The sequence below is a fragment of the Lachnoanaerobaculum sp. OBRC5-5 genome (assembly GCF_000296385.1).
Taxonomy (GTDB): Bacteria; Bacillota; Clostridia; order Lachnospirales; family Lachnospiraceae; genus Lachnoanaerobaculum.
In genome coordinates this window covers 856140-875997 of record NZ_JH815185.1, presented here as the reverse complement: position 1 = coordinate 875997, position 19858 = coordinate 856140, and the positions used below count along the sequence as shown (strand labels likewise).

Sequence of the window (19858 nt, the reverse complement as noted above, 5' to 3'; positions counted from 1 at the left end):
TGTAATAATTATACATTATTTTATAGCATATTTAAATTAAGAAATTATGTACAGTTAGTGAATAAATAATGATTTTAGACAGCGTAACATAAGTTAAAGTGTGTTAATCTACACAATTAATTATTAATATACATTTGTAAGGTAAGAAATATATAGAAAAATTTAAATTATATAGAAAATTTTCCTGTTTACAGCTGTGAAAAAAATTCAATAAAAAGAGTAAAAATATTCTCTGTAAAATAATCGTAAGTAATATTAAAATAAGCTTACAAATAAACGAACAAACCTAAGGGAGGAAAAACAATGAAATTGTTCAAAAAAGTTTTAGCAGTATCAGTAGCATCTGTGTGTGCTCTTTCATTAGCAGCATGTGGAGGTGGAAGCAAGCCGGCAGAGACAACTGCAGCAGCTACAGAGTCAAAGGAAGAAAGCAAGGCGGCTGAGAGTGTTTCAGAGGCAGTTGCAGCTACAGGTAAGGATGCAAAGGATATCAAAGTAGGTATCTCAATTTATAAGTTTGATGATAACTTCATGACATTATATCGTAACGAGCTTGTTAGATATCTTACAGAGGAAGTTGGTATTCCAAAAGAGAACGTAGTAGTTCAGGACGGTAAGAACGATCAGGCTGAGCAGACAAACCAGATTAACAACTTTATCGCAACTAAGGTTGACGTTATGATTCTTAACCTTGTACAGTCATCTTCAGCCCCAACAGTTACAGATCTTGCTAAGGAAGCAGGAATCCCTGTAGTATACATCAACCGTGAGCCTGATGAGGCAGAGGAGTCAAGATGGGCAGCAGACGGTATCAGCGCAACATATGTAGGTGCAGATGCTCGTCAGTCAGGAACATTCCAGGGTGAGGAAATCGCAGAACTTGAGAATAAGGGTGACATCAACGGTGACGGAACAGTTAAGTACATCATGATCCAGGGTGACCCTGAGAACATCGACGCACAGTACAGAACAGAGTATTCAGTTAAGGCTCTTACAGAGAAGAGCGGATTAAAGGCTGAGCAGCTCTTAATTCAGAGAGGTGACTGGGATCAGGCTAAGGGACAGCAGATTGCACAGGATGCTCTTACACAGTATGGAAACGATATCGAAGTTATCTTCTGTAACAATGACGCTATGGCACTTGGCGCACTTCAGGCTATCAATGCAGCAGGAAGAAAAGTTGGTGAAGATATCTATATCGTAGGTGTTGATGCACTTGCAGAGGCAGTTCAGAACGTATCAGAAGGCAAGATGACAGGTACAGTATTTAACGATTTCATCAGCCAGGCACAGGCAGCAGCAAAGGCAGCTGTATCATTTGCCGGTGGTGAGAAGGTTGATACAAAGATTCCTGTAGACTATGTAAAGGTTACAAAGGATAACGCAGCAGAGATCTTAGAGCTTGTAAAATAATCAAAAATTAACTTAAGTAAACATCTTTCGGGTGTGCCGGTGCACACCCGATTTTTGAAAGGAGCAATGGATGTCAGAGTACAGATTGGAAATGAAAGGGGTTTCTAAAAGTTTCCCCGGTGTAAAAGCACTGGACAATATCCATCTTAATGTCAGACCGGGCAGCGTACATGCTCTTATGGGTGAAAACGGAGCAGGCAAGTCTACACTTATGAAATGTCTGTTCGGAATATATACAATGGATACCGGTGAGGTCTATGTAGACGGAGAAAAAATGAATATATTAAACCCTGATGATGCACTTCATAAGGGATTGGCAATGGTTCATCAGGAGTTACAGCCTGTACCTGCAAGATCTATTGCCGAAAATATGTTTTTGGGCAGATATCCTACAATAAATATAGGCCCTCTAAAAGTAATAGACCATAAGAAGATGGAAAATGAAGCTACCAAATGGCTAAAAGAAGTAAAACTTAATGTAAATCCCAATGCATTATTGCAGACATTATCTATATCACAGATGCAGTCTGTAGAAATAGCAAAAGCTGTTTCGATGGGAGCAAAGATCATCATTTTGGATGAGCCTACATCATCACTTACTGAAAATGAAGTAAGCGGATTATTTAAAATAATAAGAGAATTAAAAGAAAAAGGTGTATCTCTTATATATATCTCACATAAGATGGCCGAGATAAGAGAGATTGCCGATGATATCACCATAATGAGAGACGGAACCTATGTTGGTACATGGGAAGTAAAAGATATCAGCGACGGTGAAATCATAAGACAAATGGTTGGTAGAGAGCTTTCAAATATCTATCCGCCAAAAGATAACATAGAAAAAGGTGAAGTTATACTTAAGGTCGACGGCCTTACAAGTATACATGAAAATATATTCAGAAACTGCTCATTTGAACTTAGAAAAGGTGAGATACTCGGATTTGGCGGACTTGTGGGTGCAGGTAGAAGCGAACTTATGGAAGCCATATTTGGACTTAGAAGTGTAAAATCCGGAAAAGTGTACATGAAGGGCAAAGAGCAAAATATAGCAAGACCGAGAGATGCTATAAAAGACGGACTTGGAATGATTACAGAGGACAGAAGAGGAACAGGAATTCTCGGATGCCTTTCAATAGCGGACAATGTGGCTATTTCTTCACTCAATAATTATCTTGTAGCAGGTATTGCATTGGATGACGGTAAAATTAAACAGGTCGTAGATGAAAATGTAAGCAAGCTAAGTATAAAGACTCCAAGTAATAAGACATTGATTCAGTCTTTGTCAGGAGGTAATCAGCAAAAGGTTATTATAGCAAGATGGCTTGCAAACAACCCGGATGTATTGATAATGGATGAGCCTACAAGAGGTATTGACGTAGGTGCAAAGTATGAAATATACCAGATAATGATAAACCTGGCAAAGCAGGGAAAGGGCATCATAATGATTTCTTCCGAGATGCCTGAACTTATTGGAATGTCTGACAGAATAATCGTTATGTGCAATGGTGAGATCACCGGTGAAGTATCAAAAGATGATGCTACACAGGAAAATATCATGGCATTGGCTACAAAATTTTAGGAGGGATACTTATGAATACAAAATCTTTAGATATAAAGAAATTGTTACTGGATAACGGTATCATAATAGTTTTACTTTTGCTTGTACTGTTTACAGGTATAATGAAGGACAATTTCTTTTCGGCAAGTAACTTAAGAAATGTTTTGGTAAATGTGGCACCAAGAGTAATCATTGCCTTCGGTGTATCGGCATGTCTTATAACAAAGGGTACCGATCTTTCAGCAGGTCGTTTGGTAGGTTTATCAGCTTGTATAGCAGGTACACTTTTACAGAATAAAGACTATGCAGGTAAGATGTTCCCAAATCTTGGTGATATGAATATCCTGGGAGTACTTTTAATAGCTATAGCTATTTGTGCTGTATTCGGATGTATCAACGGTATTGTTATAGCTCATTTGAATGTTCCTGCATTTATCGGAACACTTGGAATGCAGCTTATAGTATATGGTGTATGTCTTGTTTATACAAAGGCAGAGCCTATCGGTGGATACAGAACAGCATATACAACAGTTGCTACAGGAAACTTCTTAAAGATTCCGTATCTTTTCATCTATGCACTTGTTATCGGACTCATCATGTGGTTTGTTTTCAATAAAACAAGACATGGTAAGTATATGTATGCAATTGGTGGAAATGAGGCGGCAGCAGAAGTATCAGGTGTAAATGTAAAGAAGACAAAGATACTTATCTACACATCAGCAGCAGTTCTTTATGCAATTGCAGGTTTCCTTTTGGGAGCAAAATCAGGTGGTTCATCTGTAAACATGGGTGCATCATACGAGCTGGAGGCTATTGCAGCTTGTACAATCGGTGGTGTATCTGTAAACGGTGGTATCGGTAGAATATCAGGTTGTGTAATCGGTGTTTTGGTGTTCGAGTTATTGAAATCCTCAATGCAATTCCTCGGAATCAAGCCGGACTTCCAGTTCATAGTACAGGGTATCATCATTGTAGTTGCTATTGCACTCGATATCAGAAAGTATATACAGAAGAAGTAATTGATTAAATATAAAACTCCATTTACACCCCCTATATGTATGATATAATAATACATATAGGGGGTGATTTTTTTGATTGATATGGAAGACTATAGCGGATTGGTGGAAACATTATACTTGTTATCAATTCCCGGTATGAAAGAAAAGATTGTTGAAGGATTGAATACCTCTTTAGAAGATTGTATACCGGAAGATCAGGTGGATGCATTATTTGTATAGGAGAAAGCATGGACATAAATCCAATTGATAAAAAGAATGAAATATGTAAATTATTAGATGATTTAGAGGCTGAATATGAAATTCATACTTTTGGTGAAATGAGTGAAGAGTATGATTATTTAGAAGAAGGTAATATCTGCATAACTGTCCTTAACCCTACTTGTCAGTATAAATTATACATAGATTTAGAGTATTATGGTGAGTTTACATTGAGCTATTATAGGTGGCACTCGCATTATTTTCCGGACGAAATGGATTATGAAGTTTTTTACAATGATTTGACGGCATACTAAATAATACTAAATGTACTGAAAATGTAAGTAGCAAAAAAAGATGGATATATAATACTTTAAAGGAGATAAAGGATATTGATTCTTACAATTTTAAAGTGGCTGAAAGTCTTCCGGTTGAATTTATTAAGGAATTAAAGAAAGTCGGAGGAAGTGTAGAGCTGTTCTTTTGGGATTGTAATAAGAATATAACAGTCGATATATCAATATAAAAACACACAAAAAAGCCACTGATGCCTTACTGCATTGGTGGCTTTCTTGTACACAAAGACTTATTTTAGCTTAAGAATGATATCATTGTTTAAAATTCTCTTCATAATATTTTTCAAGCTCAAACATAAATTTGCTCTGTGAGATATGATTTTGAACAGTCATATAGGGTTGATCTGTTAGCGGTAGTTCTATTTTATCTATGTTCTTTCGGTATGATTGTATATCTATTCCCATTTTTTGTTTAAATATCCTGTTTAAATATCTGCTGTCCGAAAAGCCGGCCTCACAGCAAATATCGCTTATTCTTAAGTTTGTTTTATTAAGTAATGAAAATGCATGGTCAAATCTTATATTATTTAAATATTCTGTAAATGTAGTACCGGTCATTTTCTTTATAAAGTGAGATATATAATAAGTAGACAGTGACTCAAGATTTGCGATATCTTCCAAAGTAATATTTTCCGAATGATGCTCAAACATATATTCAGTTATTCTTTGTAAACGTTTACCTTTTGAGCGACTTTGTTTTGTACTTTGTTCATCAATGAAAGGATCGGCTATCTTACTGAGCTTATAAATGAGGTCAAGAGCCTTTGCACCGGCTCCAAGTTCTGTAAACGCAACCTCGCTTGCATAACACATAGCACATTCAAATATTGTCTTATACAAATCAGAATTCTTATCATCAAAAACTATATGATTTCTATTATATATAATATCCGGACCAATGTTTTTATACAGTGCGTGATTTATCAAAAATATAACTATTTTATTATGATGTTTATTGCTGTAGAAAGAGTGTGGCTGGTATCTGTTCACAATATAAATATCATTTTTCTTCAGTTTAAATACTTCATTATCTATTACAAGATCTATATTTCCGTCAAGAATCATGCCTATTTCAAGATCGGAGTGGCAATGTACACTTCTTGAGAGAATTTCAATCATAAGCATAGCAAGGGAGTTTGTCTTTGTATGTCTTATTATCTCATATTCGGTTTTATTAGTTTTGATTGAGTTCAAGTCCATAGCATACATTCCTTTATATAAATAGAATAAATTAAGTCTTAAATATAGTTAAAAAATAGACAAATAAATGTATAATCAGTATCTATTTTGTTTTCAAATTCAGTATATTCTATACTATATATTATTTTAACATAGAAATAGCAATATTAACATACATCAATAACAAGATTATCGACATTTGGCCTAATATATCAGTTATTATAATAATTACGTGGAAAGTCGTTTATAAACTATATAGCAATATTATCTTTATTATTGCAGATTTGAAAGGAGACGTATTTATGAAAGAATTTTTCCCAAGCATTTCACCTATTAAGTTTGAAGGAAGTGAGAGCAAGAATCCACTCAGCTTCAAATATTATGATGCTAAAAGAGTAATAATGGGTAAGACAATGGAGGAACATTTATCATTTGCTATGGCATGGTGGCATAATCTTTGTGCAAGCGGTGTGGATATGTTCGGACAGGGTACAGCAGATAAAGGTTTTGGTGAAAATCCGGGAACAATGGAGCATGCAAAAGCTAAGGTTGATGCAGGTATTGAATTCATGCAAAAGCTTGGAATAAAATATTATTGCTTTCATGATACAGATATCGTTCCTGAGGATCAGGAAGACATCAATGTTACAAATGCACGTTTGGATGAAATAACAGATTATATTCTTGAAAAGACAAAGGGAACAGATATCAAATGTCTTTGGGCAACATGCAATATGTTCAGTAATCCAAGATTTATGAACGGTGCAGGAAGCTCAAACAGTGCTGATGTATTTTGTTTTGCAGCCGCACAGGCTAAGAAAGGTCTTGAAAATGCTGTAAAGCTTGGAGCAAAGGGATTTGTATTCTGGGGTGGACGTGAAGGATATGAGACTCTTCTTAATACAGATATGAAGCTTGAAGAAGAGAATATTGCCACATTATTTACAATGTGCAGAGATTATGGACGCAGTATCGGATTTAAGGGTGATTTCTATATCGAGCCGAAGCCGAAGGAGCCAATGAAACATCAGTATGATTTTGATGCGGCAACAGCAATAGGATTCTTGAGAAAATATGGACTTGATAAGGATTTTAAGATGAATATTGAGGCAAATCACGCTACATTGGCAGGACATACATTCCAGCATGAACTCAGAGTATCTGCAATTAACGGTATGCTTGGCTCTGTAGATGCAAACCAAGGTGATACATTACTTGGATGGGATACAGACCAGTTCCCTACAAATGTATATGATACAACTCTTGCTATGTATGAAATATTAAAGGCAGGCGGTTTAAGTGGTGGATTAAACTTTGATTCAAAGAACCGTAGACCAAGTAATACAGCTGAAGATATGTTCTATGGATTTATAGCAGGTATGGATACATTTGCACTTGGCCTTATCAAAGCCGCACAAATAATTGAAGACGGTAGAATAGATGAATTTGTTAAGGAAAGATATTCAAGCTACAACTCGGGAATTGGAGAGAAGATAAGAAACAGATCTGTTACATTAGTAGAATGTGCGGAATATGCGCTAAAGATGAAAAAGCCTGAGTTACCTGAGTCAGGAAGACAGGAATATCTGGAGACTATAGTAAATAATATATTTTTTAATTCAAAGTTATAAAAACACCTGATTGGGGACGTGAAAATCAGGTTTATATAAGGAGGATAATATGAAAATGAAGAAATTATGTGCGTTTGTAGCAGCCGGGATGTTAGCTTTATCACTGGTGGCATGTACCGATGGAAATGAGCCTGCAAAGACAGCAACAGAACAGACTCAGGCAGAGAGTACAAAGGCTGAAGGAAGCTCTGAAACTACAGAGTCAAAGGGTGGGAAAATAGGTATATCAATGCCTACGAAGACTCTGGAGAGATGGAACCGAGACGGTTCTTACCTTGAAAAAGAGTTTGAAAAAGCAGGCTATGAGGTTTCACTTACTTACTCAGATAATAAAATCGATCAACAGGTAAAAGATATCGAGGGTCTTATTGCCGATAAGGTTGATTTATTGGTAGTTGCCGCAATAGACGGTGAATCACTTGCACAGGTACTTGCCGAAGCAAAGAGTCAAAATATTCCTGTTATTGCATATGACAGACTTATCATGAATACAGATGCAATATCATACTATGTTTCATTTGATAACTATACTGTAGGAAAACTTCATGGTGAATTTGTAGCACAAAAACTTGACCTTGCAAACGCAGGTGATAAGAAGTTTAATATTGAGTTTACAGGTGGAGATCCTGCCGACAATAATGCAAAGTTTTTCTTTAACGGCGCAATGGATGTTATAAAGCCATATATTGAAAACGGTACAGTTGTTGTTCCTTCAGGACAGACATCATTTGAGCAGGTCGGTACGGCACAATGGGATACATCAAAGGCATTATCAAGATTCCAGAATATCCTCGGATCATACTACTCAAACGGTACACAACTTGATGCTGCAGTATGTTCAAATGATTCAACCGCTTTAGGTGTTACACAGGCTATACAGTCAGACTATGCCGGTAGTAATGAGATAATTATAACAGGTCAGGACGGAGATGAAGCAAACCTTGCAAATATCATTGACGGTAAGCAGACAATGACAGTTTATAAGGCTGTTGCAAACGAGGCTGTTGCGACACTTAATCTTGGTGAAGCTATACTTAATAATGAAAAACCTGATGCATCACTTATTGAAAAAGCAGGATGGAGCTTTGATTGTACATACGATACATCATCATATGATAATGGAGCGGCTGTAATCCCTTCATATCTTTTAGTTCCTGTAACAGTAACAAAAGATAATATTCAAAAGGAACTTGTTGATACAGGATATTACACAATGGGAAGTGACGGATATCCACATCCTGTACAGTAAATTACCGCAGACTCCGGGGAATCTTTGCGGAATATTATCGTAGATAACGATATAAGACTATAATATTGCTTTATATAGCGGAAAGGCGGATGTATTGAAAGATTATATTTTAGAAATGAATAATATTACTAAGGAATACCCCGGAGTAAAAGCTTTAAACAATGTAAACCTTAAGATAGAAAGAGCAAGTATACATGCATTGGTAGGAGAGAATGGAGCCGGAAAATCAACATTGATGAATATTCTCTCCGGAACCATTGCACATAATGAGTATACAGGTCAGATTCTCTACAACAATGATGAATGTAAATTTCAAAAGATACATGACAGTGAAAAGCTGGGTATAGTGATAATACATCAAGAACTGGCCCTTATACCGGAGCTTACGATTGCCGAAAACATGTTTCTTGGTAATGAAAGAAAAAACAGATTCGGTATTATAGACTGGAATGAAACTTTTCACCAAGCCGATCAGGCTATGAAAGCGGTAGGACTTAATGAAAATACACAGTCTTTAATAAAGGATATCGGAACAGGAAAGCAACAACTTGTAGAGATAGCTAAGGCTATATCAAAGGATGTAAATCTTTTAATTCTTGACGAGCCGACATCTTCACTTAATGATGAAGACTCAAGGATGTTACTTGATATGCTCATACGTTTCAAAAAAGAAAAAGGAATTACATCAATTATTATTACACATAAACTGCAAGAAGTTGCATATGTGGCTGATGAAATAACAGTAATAAGAGACGGAATGACTATTGAGACCATTGATAATTCAGATCATTGTATAAATGAAGAACGTATTATCAAGGGAATGGTTGGGCGTGAGCTGGAAGACAGGTATCCCGCAAGAGAACATGTTATAAGCGACGAAATAATGTTTGAAGCAAAAGACTGGTCGGTATATCATCCTATATATACTGAAAAATGTGTTGTAAATAATATCAGTTTTCATGTAAAGAAAGGTGAGGTTGTAGGCTTTTCAGGTCTGCAAGGTGCAGGAAGAACAGAGTTGGCCAAATCACTTTTTGGAAAGAGCTATGGAAGTCATATTTCAGGTAAGGAATTTATTGCAGGTAAAGAGGTCTTCTTAAACAGCTCCAGAGATGCAATAGTAAACGGTCTGGCTTATGTTACAGAGGATAGAAAAACCGACGGATTGATACTTTCAGAAACAATTGCAAGAAACACTACTTTAGCAAGAATGGAAAAAATAGCAGATAAAAGAGGTGTTGTAGATGTTTCAAAAGAAAATATGGTGGCAAAAGAGTATGTAAAAGCCATGAAAACAAAAACACCGTCTATTTTACAAAAGGTGGGAAACCTTTCAGGTGGAAATCAGCAAAAGGTTCTTTTATCAAAATGGATGTTTGCAGGACCTGAAGTTTTATTCCTTGATGAACCTACCAGAGGAATAGATGTAGGCGCAAAATATGAGATTTATTCTATTATCAACGATATGGTAAGTCAGGGTAAATCTGTGGTAATGATTTCATCAGATCTTACTGAGCTTTTAGGTATGTGCGATAGAATTTATGTTATGAATGACGGTAAGATCACCGGAGAATTTAGTGCCGAGGAAGCTACACAGGAAAAAATAATGAGTACGATTTTAAAATCAGATCGTACTGCAGTAAATTAGGAGGTAAAAATGAATGCAAATAAATTTGTAAAAAAATATACAATGGTACTTGCGCTGCTTGTAGTTTTTGTATTCTTTACATATCTTACCGGGGGTAGACTTCTTTTAGCACAGAATATTTCAAATCTGCTACTGCAGAATGCATATGTTCTTATAATGGCATGTGGTATGCTTTTATGTATACTTACCGGCGGAAACGTTGATTTATCTGTCGGATCAACACTATGTTTGTCAGCGGCACTTTCTGCTAAACTGTTGAGTATGGGTATAAGTCCGCTTGTTGCAATTCTTGTTTCACTTGCAGTTGCATGTGTCATAGGTGTATGGCAGGGATGGCTTATAGGATATATTCATATTCCGCCTTTTATCTGTACATTGGCAGGTATGTTCCTGTTTAGAGGTATTGCAAGAGTTATTTTGGATTCCAAGACTGTAGCAATAATGGATAAAAGATTCTTAAGTTTATTTACATCATATATTCAAATTCCGGGACTTGATGTTAACCAGAGAGTTATTTCATCAATGGTAGTCGGTATTGTGGTTGCAGCGGCAATTACAGTATATACTTTCATGGCTGAAAGAAAAAAGGTTAAAAAAGGATATGAAACCGCAGGTTTCGGATTAACCGCTGCTAGAGTTTGTATATTTGATCTTGTGATATTATTCTATGCATATAAGCTTATGAGTTATAAGGGTATTCCTATAATGCTTATTTGGATTCTTGTAGTAGTTGCCATTTTTGCATTTATTACAAGTTCAACAGTATTTGGAAGATATTTTTATGCTGTGGGCGGTAATGAAAAAGCTACAAGGCTTTCAGGTATAGATCCAAGAAAAGTATATTTTTGGGCATATTTTCTTATGAGTCTTTTAGCAGGACTTTCAGGACTTTTGGTAGTAGCACGTATAGGATCTGTAGACGGAAACATGGGTAGTTCCTATGAGATGGATGCTATTGCATCATGCTTCATAGGTGGAGCATCCGCCTATGGTGGTTCAGGAACAGTCCAGGGTATAATGATAGGTGCAATACTCTTAGGCGTTATAAATCAAGGTATGTCAATTCTCGGACTTCCGGATCAGTATCAATACATTGTAAAAGGTGCTGTTCTTTTGGGAGCGGTAGTATTTGATGTGGTATCAAACCATAAAACAGGAAAATCATAATAAACAGGGCTATTGCCATACCGTTATATAGCCCTTATTTTGCTATAAAAATATTAAGAGAGGAGGAAGCAGGTGTTTGACAATATAGTTTCCAGAAAAAATACGAATTGTGCTAAATGGGATGAAATAATAGCTGAATGTGGAGTTGATGATCTGATACCACTTACAGTTGCGGACATGGATTACAGAGTAGCTCCGGAAATAATGACAGCAGTTATAGAAGCTGCAAATCATGGAATATACGGATATACAAATGTCAGTGATAAATATATTGAACTTTCAAGGAAATGGGCACAAAATAATTACGGATTCAGTCCCGAAAATGAATGGATAGTTTACTGCCCAAGAATAATTCAGGCGATATCTTTAATAATACAAAACTATACTAAAAAAGACGACAAAGTTCTGGTCTTTACACCACTTTACGATCCTATTCAAAACGCGGTAAGAATCAATGAAAGAGAACTTGTAGAATGTTCTTTGCAATTAAAAGAAGGGCATTATGAAATTGATTTTGATGATTTTGAAGAAAAGATAAAAAACGGAGTGAAAATATTTATCACCGTATCTCCACATAATCCTGTGGGAAGAGTGTGGACAGAAGATGAAATAAAAAAGACAGTTGAAATATGTAAGCGATACAATGTATTGATTATATCCGATGAAACTCATGCGGACTTTATATGGAAGGGAAGATTTATATCTTATGCATCTTTCTATGATATGTATGAGAATATAATAATAGGATTATCAACTTCTAAAAACTTTAATATTGCGGGACTTGAGGCAAGCAATATAATTATCAAAAATGAAGAGCTCAGAAGTTTTTTCAAAAAACTTTTGAGGCAGGGTGGAATACATAATCCAGGCTATTTTTGTATACCGGCTGTTATAGCCGCTTATGAATATGGCGAAGAATGGCTTACTATTGCAAAAGAGAAGATAAAAGAAAACATGGATATCATAAAGAATTTCTTTGAAAATGACATGAGTGGATTTAAGGTAATTGATTCTGAAGGAACTTTCCTTTCATGGGTCGATTACAGAGCACTTAATATTTCAGAAGACAAATTAAAAGAGCTTATGATAGAAAAAGCACATATAGCATTTTCACCCGGTAGCGGATATGGTGAAGACGGAAGAGGATTTTTCAGAGTAAATGCCGCATTGCCTAAGTGTTTATTGGAAGAAGCTTTATTCAGATTTAAAAATAATATAAATTGGGAGATATTTTATGAGTAAGACAAAAAGAAAACCTACAGTGCTTCAAGCATTGTTTCCTATACTTTCAATGCTTATAATTCTCGGAGTTGGAATTGCATTTTTATCATTGCCGGCAGAGCCTTTGATTGTTTTGGCAGCCGTAGTATCAGGTATACAGGCAATATTCCTCGGATATTCATATGATGATATAATGAATGAGATAGCAACCAAAATTTCAAAGGTTTGGGGAGCGCTGTTAATTTTGATTATAGTAGGGTTTATGATTGGTTCATGGATGCTTGGCGGTACTATACCAATGCTTATCTATTATGGATTAAAGCTTATAAGTCCTAAATATCTTGCACTTACAGCATTTATACTTACAGCAATAGTGTCGGTTCTTACAGGTACATCATGGGGTTCAGCCGGAACTATAGGTGTAGCATTTATGGGCGTTGCTATAGGAATGGATGTAAACCTTGCATTGGTAGCCGGTGCAGTGGTATCAGGAGCGTATTTCGGTGATAAACTCTCACCTTTATCAGATACTACCAACCTTTCATCTGCAGTTTGCGGTGTAGATCTATATGAGCATGTTTATAATCAGATGTGGACTACGGGAAGTGCAGCAGTTTTATCTGTAATATTTTACTTTATAATGGGACAGGTAGGTGCAGTAAAAAATGTTGTAGTACCTGAAACTATAAATATACTTACAGGCACTCTTGATCAAATGTTTAATTGGAATATTTTGCTACTTGTTCCTCTTGTAATAGTACTTGCAGGATCAATCACAAAGAAACCTACAATTCCTGTTATGCTTTTGGCATCAGCTATTGCTCTTATAAATGCTGCAGTATTCCAGGAAGCTGATTTAAAGAGTATTGTAGATGTTACATTAAACGGATTTAATGTAGAGATGATTGGAATGACCAAGGATGAGGTTGCACCGGAGCTTGTACGACTCCTCCATAGAGGTGGAATGATGTCGATGATGAATACACTTCTCATTGCGGTTTGTGCTATTTCATTTGCAGGAACCATGAGTGTAACAGGCGCTTTGGAAGTCGTAATTTCCAAGATGCTTGAAAAGATTAACTCAACATTTAAACTCGTAGCTTCAACAATAGTTACTTGTCTTATAATCACAGGTGTTACAAGTAACGGTCAGGTATCTATTTTGATGCCGGGAGAAGCTTTTAAGGATGCTTATATTAAGATGGGTCTGCATCCGAAGGTATTATCAAGAACACTTGAGGACTCTGTTACATGTACGGAATGTCTTATTCCGTGGACAGCGGCAGGTGCATATATGGCAAGTACACTTGGTGTAGATACTCTTCATTATCTGCCATATGCAATATTAAATTATTCAGGTATGATTTTTGCACTTGTATTGGCACTTACAGGAATCGGTATCACGAGATTAGATAAGAATAAAAGAAAATAGTCTGATATGTAAATAATCTAAAGAGTCGGACATGTATATAGTGTCCGACTTTTTTCTTAAGAATCAACTTAATCCCTATTTTTTCCTCCTCTCTTTTAATTTTACACAATATTTGATATAATCAATAATTATAGAAAATAAGGAGGCTTTTATGGCTGATACAATGAATATAAAAGATAATTACGAAGTAGAGACAAATGAAAACGGAAGACTTGGCGAAGTAAAGATTGCCGATGAGGTTGTAGCCGTTATTGCAGGTATTGCAGCTACAGAGGTAGAAGGTGTAGATTCAATGGCAGGGAATCCTACAAAAGAAATAGTAGGTAAACTTTCAGGAAGTAAGACTGCAAAGAGTATGAGAGGAGTTAAGGTAGAGGTAAATGATGATAAGGTTTGTGTTGACCTTGCAATCAATGTAAGCTACAACTACAATATTCCTGAAGTGAGTGAGAAAGTACAGGAGAGAGTCAAGAATGCTATCGAGAATATGACAGGGCTTACAGTGCTTGAAGTAAATATTAAGATAGCATATGTTGTAGCAAATTAATGAGAACATTTTCGAGTACTTATATTAGAAAGATAGCAACTTTAGGAATGCTGACGGCTTTGGCAATGGTACTTGGCTTTGTTGAAACATTAATACCTATAAATTTAGGTATACCGGGTATGAAGTTAGGCCTTGCAAATCTGATTGTGATTATTGCTTTTTATTTATTTGATATAAAAACAGGGGTAATAGTTTCACTGCTTAGAATTGTTTTGATAGCTATGACATTCGGAAATATTTCAATGATGTTTTATTCTATATCAGGAGCAGCACTCAGTTTGCTTTGTATGATTTTAGCAAAACAAATCAAAGGCTTTTCTATGGTGGGAATAAGTATCATAGGTGGTATAATGCACAATGTGGGACAGATAATCTGTGCGGCATTTGTGGTAAGAACAAACGGAGTATTCACATACTTGCCTGTACTGATGATTGCAGGAGTGGTCAGCGGAATGCTTATAGGAATAGCGGCATCACTTGTTATAGTGAGAGTAAAACCCTATATACGCAAGTAAATTATAATAGATAACCATAAAGTGTTTATTATTTAAATATATTATTAAACAGAGATTCATTGCAAGTTTGATTTTATAATCAGGCTTGCTTTTTAGAGATTTTAGAATGGAGATAAAATGGCAAATACAAAGATTGATGTAGTATCAGGTTTTTTAGGTGCAGGAAAAACCACTTTTATAAAGAGACTTGTTGAAGGAAATAAGGACAAGGGAAAAACAATAATAATAGAAAATGAGTTCGGTGAGATCGGTATAGACGGAGGATTTTTAAAGAATTCAGGCATTGAAATCAAAGAGATGAACTCAGGATGCATTTGTTGTTCTTTGGCAGGAGATTTTGAGGCATCTTTAAGAGAACTTTTATCAACTTATGAGCCGAACAGAGTTATTATAGAACCGAGTGGCGTAGGAAAGCTTTCAGATGTATTAAAGGCTGTTTCGGATGTTGAAAAAGATTTGCCTGTAGAGTCAAATTCTGCCGTAACGGTTGTTGATGTTAAAAAGTGCAAGATGTATATGAAGAATTTCGGTGAGTTCTTTAACAACCAGATTCAATTTGCTAATACTATAATCTTATCAAGAACGGATTTGGTGGATAATACTAAAATTGAGGAAGCCGTTGCACTTATTAAAAATGTAAATCCTGATGCGACAATAGTTACAACACCTCTTGATAAATTAAGCAATGAAAAAATAGAAGAGCTTTTATCAAGTCCTATAGATTTAAAGGCTGAATTGCTTGATGAATTGGCAAGAGAGCATGAACATCATCATGAGCATGATCATCACCACGATCACGACCATCACCATGAACATGATGAGGATTGCGGATGCCATGAACATGAGCACCATCACGAACATGACGAGCACTGCGGATGCCATGATCACGATCACGAGCATCACCACGATCACGACTATCACCATGAGCATGACGAGCACTGCGGATGTCATGATCACGACCACGAGCATCACCATGAACACGAGCATGATCACGAACACCATCACGATCACGAACATCACCATGATCACTGTGGATGTGGGCATGACCATCATGATCACCATCATGCAGATGATGTATTTGACAGTTGGGGAATGGAGCAGGTACCTGCAATAAGCGAAGAAAAGTTAAAGAGTGTACTTGATAGCTTTGCTGATGAGGAAAGATTCGGAGTGGTTCTTAGAGCTAAGGGAATGTTAAAGGATGCAAACAGTGATGATTGGTTCTACTTTGACCTTGTTCCGGGAGAGAGCGACATCAGAAGAGGTGATGCGGAGTATACAGGTAAGGTATGTGTAATCGGCGCAGGATTAAAGACTGAAGAAATAGAGAAGTGTTTTAGAGCTTAAAGCTTATTGATTGGAGAAGTTATGGAAAGATTACCTATTTTTGTCATCAATGGTTTTTTGGAAGCCGGTAAAACACAATTTATGAAGTTCACAATGCAGCAGGAGTATTTTCAAACTGAAGGCAACACCTTGTTGATTGTATGTGAAGAAGGTGAGGAGGAATACGATAAGGAATTATTGGAATCTACTCACACAACTGTAAAGTACATAGATGATATATCGGATTTTACAAAAGAAAAGATGATAGAGTTTACCAAAGAGGTAGATCCTGAGAGAATTCTTATAGAATGGAACGGGTTGTGGGAACAGGACAAGATACAAATACCTGATATCTGGTATGTAAATCAGATGATTACAATTTATGATACATCTACATTGGACCTCTATATAAAAAACAAGGATTTAAAGGCATATATGGGTAAGATGCTGAAGGATTCAGAACTTGTTATATGTAACAGAGCCGATGATATTGATGAGGAGATTTTAAGTACATATCATCTTCAAATAAAGGCTATGGCACCAAATGCGGAAATCATTTTTGAGGGCGAAGAAGGAGAGATTACCGGAGATTTCAGTATAAATCTCCCATATAATCTTGATGATCCGAAGCTTATTATTAAGCCTGAGGAATACGGTATCTTCTATGTGGATGCTATGGACAGAACCGAAAAGTATGACGGAAAAGAAGTTGAGTTTGTTGCTCAGGTGGTAAGACCTGACGGAATCGGTGATGACATTTTGATTCCGGGTAGAAGAGCAATGACTTGTTGTGAGGCGGATATTCAGTTCCTTGGCTTCGTGTGTCATTACAAAGGTGCAAAGAATTTTAAGAACAAGGACTGGGTAAAAGTTAAGGGCAAAATAAAGTATGAGATGAGCCCACAATACCGCGCTAAAGGACCTGTAATATATGCAAATGATATTTTACTTACAGGACCTATAGACGGATTAGTACAGTTTTAGGAGAAATATGTCTGATTTAGAATTACTGGAAGAAGCAAAAAAGGCCAGAAAAATGGCCTATGTTCCATATTCAAAATATAAAGTAGGTGCTGCACTTATGACCAAATCGGGAAAGATTATACATGGTTGTAATATAGAGAATGCGGCATATACTCCGTGTAATTGTGCGGAGAGAACAGCTTTTTTTAAAGCGGTATCTGAAGGAATATATGATTTTTGTAAGATAGCCGTTGTCGGAGGCTTTGAAGACTCTGATGCGGATGCTTTATGTACTCCATGTGGAGTTTGCAGACAGGTCATGCAGGAGTTTTGTAACCCTAAGGAATTTGAAATCGTAATGTCTGACGGTGCAAAGGTAAAAACCATGAAATTGGAAGAGTTGCTACCGTTCGGATTTGGACCTGATAATCTAAAATGACAGTTAAAAATGTACATATAAAAAACAGATATAGGAAGGTTTAATGAAGAAAACATTATTAAATAAATTTATTCTGGTAACGACAATGGGTACGATACTTGTCACAGGTGTTGGAAGAAATATTTTTATAAAAGATATCAATGCGTTTACTACAAAGAAGGGTACGGTAGATGTAAGTGCACTTAATGTAAGATCAAATGCCGGTACCGGAAATAATACTATTGCCACACTGGAAAGAGATACAAGTGTTACAGTACTTGATGAAGTAAACAGTGACGGAATGTATTGGTATAAAATAAGTTTTAATACCGGTTCAGGTGACAGAGAAGGCTATGTTGCAAAGAATTATATAAAGACGGAAAGTACTGCGAAGTATACAACAGACAAGACTTTTGAGTCTGAGATAGCGGGATTTCCTGAGAGTTATAAGAACAGATTAAGGGCTTTACATGCCGAGTATCCCAACTGGAAGTTTGTTGTACAAAATGTAGATATTTCATGGGATGAAGTTATAAGGAATGAATCGATAGTCGGAGTTAATCTTGTAAAAAAGAATGCAAAGTCATCTTGGAAATCAACTGCAAGAGGTGCGTATAACTGGAGTAACGGAACTTGGCCGGGATTTGACTCAAATGAATGGGTTGCCGCAAGTGAAAGTATTATAAGATACTATATGGATCCAAGAAACTTTTTGGATTCAACCAATATATTTCAGTTTTTAAACCATGGATATACTACAGGTGAACAGACTGAAGAAGGTGTTGAGAAGATGCTTAAAGGTACTTTCATGGAAAGTAAATCAAGTGTTAAGAGCACTGTACCGTCTGCAACATCGGCACCGACAACTTTAGCTACAACAACGGCAACTACAGCAGCTTCTACAACACAAGCGCAGAATGCCGGACCGGTTGCAGACCTGAATGAGAAGATAGAACTTGTAGGACCGACAGGAGAAAGTTTAACCGCCGCAACACTACCTAAAGAAGAACTTCCTACGGTGGAAGATAAAGATAACGGTCCGGGATATACCGAACCTGCACCTGCGCCGATTTTTGAATCAACTACGGAGTTCAATGATACGGAGCACGGACCGGGAGTGGTAAACAGTGACAGTATTAAAGAGAGTGTAAGTGCTTCAAACAGCACATATGCATCAACATCAGCAAGTTCAGCCGGTGAAAATGCAAATGCACTTTCAAACGGTACTACATATGTTGATATGATTATGGATGCCGCCAAGAGTTCAGGTGTTAATCCATATGTTATAGCCGCAATGCTTATACAGGAACAGGGAGTTAAAGGCACATCAGGGCTTATAAGCGGAGCAACAGGTATTTATAATTTCTTCAATATAGAGGCTTATCAGTCGGGAAACCAGAGTGCAACAAGCAGAGGTTTGGCGTGGGCAGGAAGCGGAAATACATATCTTCGTCCATGGAATACAAAGGCTAAAGCAATAATAGGCGGTGCCATGTTCTATGGAAGTACTTATTCAAAAGCCGGACAGAACACATTCTACTTAAAGAAGTTTAATGTTCTTGGTGAAAACAAATATAAGCACCAATATATGACAAATATTGAAGGCGCAAAGAATGAGGGAGCTATGCTCTCAAGAGCATATTCCGAGGAGGACAAAAAGGGAGTTTTCACATTCCATATACCTGTTTATAAAGATATGCCTGAGGTACCTGAAGCAATGCCGACAGGAGACGGTAGTCCGAATAACAGATTGTCATCACTAAGTATAAGCGGATATAATATTACACCCGGCTTTAGTAGTGACAATTATTCTTATACGGTTGAATTGCCATCCAATGTAAATAATGTTAATATTAAAGCAAACGCGGCCGATGCAAGTGCAACTGTATCAGGAAGCGGTGATATTGAACTGAACTCTTCCAACTCCGCAGTTGACATAATTGTTACAGCTCAAAACGGAACTAAAGAGAAGTACAGCATAAATATAAAGAGAGGAAATTAATACTGTTTCTACATTTTAT

Annotated in this window: 18 protein-coding genes; 17 read left to right on the top strand and 1 reads right to left on the bottom strand. The window is 36.5% G+C overall.

Going from position 1 to position 19858, the window contains the following annotated elements:
* The first annotated feature begins 303 nt into the window (after positions 1-303).
* From HMPREF1135_RS03970 to HMPREF1135_RS03950, 5 genes are all read left to right on the top strand, one after another.
* Positions 304-1413, top strand: a complete 1110-nt coding sequence (locus HMPREF1135_RS03970; RefSeq protein WP_007592247.1) for a galactose ABC transporter substrate-binding protein — start codon at positions 304-306, stop codon at positions 1411-1413.
* 70 nt (positions 1414-1483) lie between these two features.
* Positions 1484-2992 (top strand): sugar ABC transporter ATP-binding protein, encoded by a 1509-nt coding sequence (locus tag HMPREF1135_RS03965; protein ID WP_007592244.1) that lies wholly within the window; start codon positions 1484-1486, stop codon positions 2990-2992.
* An 11-nt stretch (positions 2993-3003) separates the two neighbouring features.
* Positions 3004-3990, top strand: a complete 987-nt coding sequence (locus tag HMPREF1135_RS03960; protein WP_007592242.1) for a galactose/methyl galactoside ABC transporter permease MglC — start codon at positions 3004-3006, stop codon at positions 3988-3990.
* 72 nt (positions 3991-4062) lie between these two features.
* A complete protein-coding gene (locus HMPREF1135_RS03955; protein WP_242824841.1) occupies positions 4063-4209 on the top strand; it encodes a type II toxin-antitoxin system Phd/YefM family antitoxin in 147 nt (48 codons plus the stop codon).
* An 8-nt stretch (positions 4210-4217) separates the two neighbouring features.
* Positions 4218-4502, top strand: coding sequence for a hypothetical protein (locus HMPREF1135_RS03950; RefSeq protein WP_007592241.1), 285 nt, complete (start codon positions 4218-4220; stop codon positions 4500-4502).
* Between the two features lie 291 nt (positions 4503-4793).
* On the opposite strand, the gene HMPREF1135_RS03945 is transcribed toward HMPREF1135_RS03950, so the two are convergent.
* On the bottom strand, positions 4794-5741 hold the full coding sequence (locus tag HMPREF1135_RS03945) for an AraC family transcriptional regulator (RefSeq protein ID WP_007592238.1): 948 nt from the start codon (positions 5739-5741) through the stop codon (positions 4794-4796).
* 281 nt (positions 5742-6022) lie between these two features.
* On the opposite strand from HMPREF1135_RS03945, the gene xylA reads away from it, so the two are divergent.
* The 12 genes from xylA (at position 6023) to HMPREF1135_RS03885 (ending at position 19839) form a co-directional block, all read left to right on the top strand.
* A complete protein-coding gene (xylA, locus tag HMPREF1135_RS03940) occupies positions 6023-7351 on the top strand; it encodes a xylose isomerase (RefSeq protein ID WP_007592235.1) in 1329 nt (442 codons plus the stop codon).
* A gap of 49 nt (positions 7352-7400) precedes the next feature.
* Entirely contained in the window at positions 7401-8600 is a 1200-nt protein-coding gene (locus HMPREF1135_RS03935) for a substrate-binding domain-containing protein (RefSeq protein ID WP_007592233.1), read from the top strand.
* Positions 8601-8694: 94 nt separating this feature from the next.
* Entirely contained in the window at positions 8695-10248 is a 1554-nt protein-coding gene (locus tag HMPREF1135_RS03930; RefSeq protein WP_007592231.1) for a sugar ABC transporter ATP-binding protein, read from the top strand.
* 9 nt (positions 10249-10257) lie between these two features.
* A complete protein-coding gene (locus HMPREF1135_RS03925) occupies positions 10258-11415 on the top strand; it encodes a sugar ABC transporter permease (RefSeq protein ID WP_007592229.1) in 1158 nt (385 codons plus the stop codon).
* 72 nt (positions 11416-11487) lie between these two features.
* Positions 11488-12657, top strand: coding sequence for a MalY/PatB family protein (locus HMPREF1135_RS03920; RefSeq protein ID WP_007592227.1), 1170 nt, complete (start codon positions 11488-11490; stop codon positions 12655-12657).
* Positions 12650-14068 carry a Na+/H+ antiporter NhaC gene (nhaC, locus tag HMPREF1135_RS03915; protein WP_007592225.1) on the top strand — a complete coding sequence of 473 codons (1419 nt, stop codon included), beginning with the start codon at positions 12650-12652 and terminating at the stop codon, positions 14066-14068. The genes HMPREF1135_RS03920 and nhaC overlap by 8 nt, the downstream gene beginning before the upstream one ends.
* Before the next feature lie 151 nt (positions 14069-14219).
* A complete protein-coding gene (locus tag HMPREF1135_RS03910) occupies positions 14220-14615 on the top strand; it encodes an Asp23/Gls24 family envelope stress response protein (RefSeq protein WP_007592221.1) in 396 nt (131 codons plus the stop codon).
* The gene (locus HMPREF1135_RS03905) at positions 14615-15130 is read left to right on the top strand and encodes a Gx transporter family protein (RefSeq protein ID WP_007592218.1); all 516 of its coding nucleotides are present in this window, start codon (positions 14615-14617) and stop codon (positions 15128-15130) included. The genes HMPREF1135_RS03910 and HMPREF1135_RS03905 overlap by 1 nt, the downstream gene beginning before the upstream one ends.
* Before the next feature lie 117 nt (positions 15131-15247).
* Positions 15248-16477 carry a CobW family GTP-binding protein gene (locus tag HMPREF1135_RS03900; protein WP_007592217.1) on the top strand — a complete coding sequence of 410 codons (1230 nt, stop codon included), beginning with the start codon at positions 15248-15250 and terminating at the stop codon, positions 16475-16477.
* Positions 16478-16498: 21 nt separating this feature from the next.
* Entirely contained in the window at positions 16499-17440 is a 942-nt protein-coding gene (locus HMPREF1135_RS03895) for a TIGR03943 family putative permease subunit (RefSeq protein WP_007592215.1), read from the top strand.
* A 7-nt stretch (positions 17441-17447) separates the two neighbouring features.
* Complete coding sequence (cdd, locus tag HMPREF1135_RS03890; RefSeq protein ID WP_007592213.1) at positions 17448-17858, top strand: cytidine deaminase; 411 nt, start codon at positions 17448-17450, stop codon at positions 17856-17858.
* A gap of 43 nt (positions 17859-17901) precedes the next feature.
* On the top strand, positions 17902-19839 hold the full coding sequence (locus tag HMPREF1135_RS03885; RefSeq protein ID WP_007592211.1) for an SH3 domain-containing protein: 1938 nt from the start codon (positions 17902-17904) through the stop codon (positions 19837-19839).
* Positions 19840-19858: the final 19 nt, after the last annotated feature.

Bases quoted from the DNA above. Each gene is read 5' to 3' on its own strand.
- HMPREF1135_RS03970 (WP_007592247.1), top strand. From the start codon at position 304: ATGAAATTGTTCAAAAAAGTTTTAGCAGTATCAGTAGCATCTGTGTGT.
- HMPREF1135_RS03965 (WP_007592244.1), top strand. From the start codon at position 1,484: ATGTCAGAGTACAGATTGGAAATGAAAGGGGTTTCTAAAAGTTTCCCC.
- HMPREF1135_RS03960 (WP_007592242.1), top strand. From the start codon at position 3,004: ATGAATACAAAATCTTTAGATATAAAGAAATTGTTACTGGATAACGGT.
- HMPREF1135_RS03950 (WP_007592241.1), top strand. From the start codon at position 4,218: ATGGACATAAATCCAATTGATAAAAAGAATGAAATATGTAAATTATTA.
- HMPREF1135_RS03945 (WP_007592238.1), bottom strand. From the start codon at position 5,741: ATGGACTTGAACTCAATCAAAACTAATAAAACCGAATATGAGATAATA.
- xylA (WP_007592235.1), top strand. From the start codon at position 6,023: ATGAAAGAATTTTTCCCAAGCATTTCACCTATTAAGTTTGAAGGAAGT.
- HMPREF1135_RS03935 (WP_007592233.1), top strand. From the start codon at position 7,401: ATGAAAATGAAGAAATTATGTGCGTTTGTAGCAGCCGGGATGTTAGCT.
- HMPREF1135_RS03925 (WP_007592229.1), top strand. From the start codon at position 10,258: ATGAATGCAAATAAATTTGTAAAAAAATATACAATGGTACTTGCGCTG.
- nhaC (WP_007592225.1), top strand. From the start codon at position 12,650: ATGAGTAAGACAAAAAGAAAACCTACAGTGCTTCAAGCATTGTTTCCT.
- HMPREF1135_RS03910 (WP_007592221.1), top strand. From the start codon at position 14,220: ATGGCTGATACAATGAATATAAAAGATAATTACGAAGTAGAGACAAAT.
- HMPREF1135_RS03905 (WP_007592218.1), top strand. From the start codon at position 14,615: ATGAGAACATTTTCGAGTACTTATATTAGAAAGATAGCAACTTTAGGA.
- HMPREF1135_RS03900 (WP_007592217.1), top strand. From the start codon at position 15,248: ATGGCAAATACAAAGATTGATGTAGTATCAGGTTTTTTAGGTGCAGGA.
- HMPREF1135_RS03895 (WP_007592215.1), top strand. From the start codon at position 16,499: ATGGAAAGATTACCTATTTTTGTCATCAATGGTTTTTTGGAAGCCGGT.
- cdd (WP_007592213.1), top strand. From the start codon at position 17,448: ATGTCTGATTTAGAATTACTGGAAGAAGCAAAAAAGGCCAGAAAAATG.
- HMPREF1135_RS03885 (WP_007592211.1), top strand. From the start codon at position 17,902: ATGAAGAAAACATTATTAAATAAATTTATTCTGGTAACGACAATGGGT.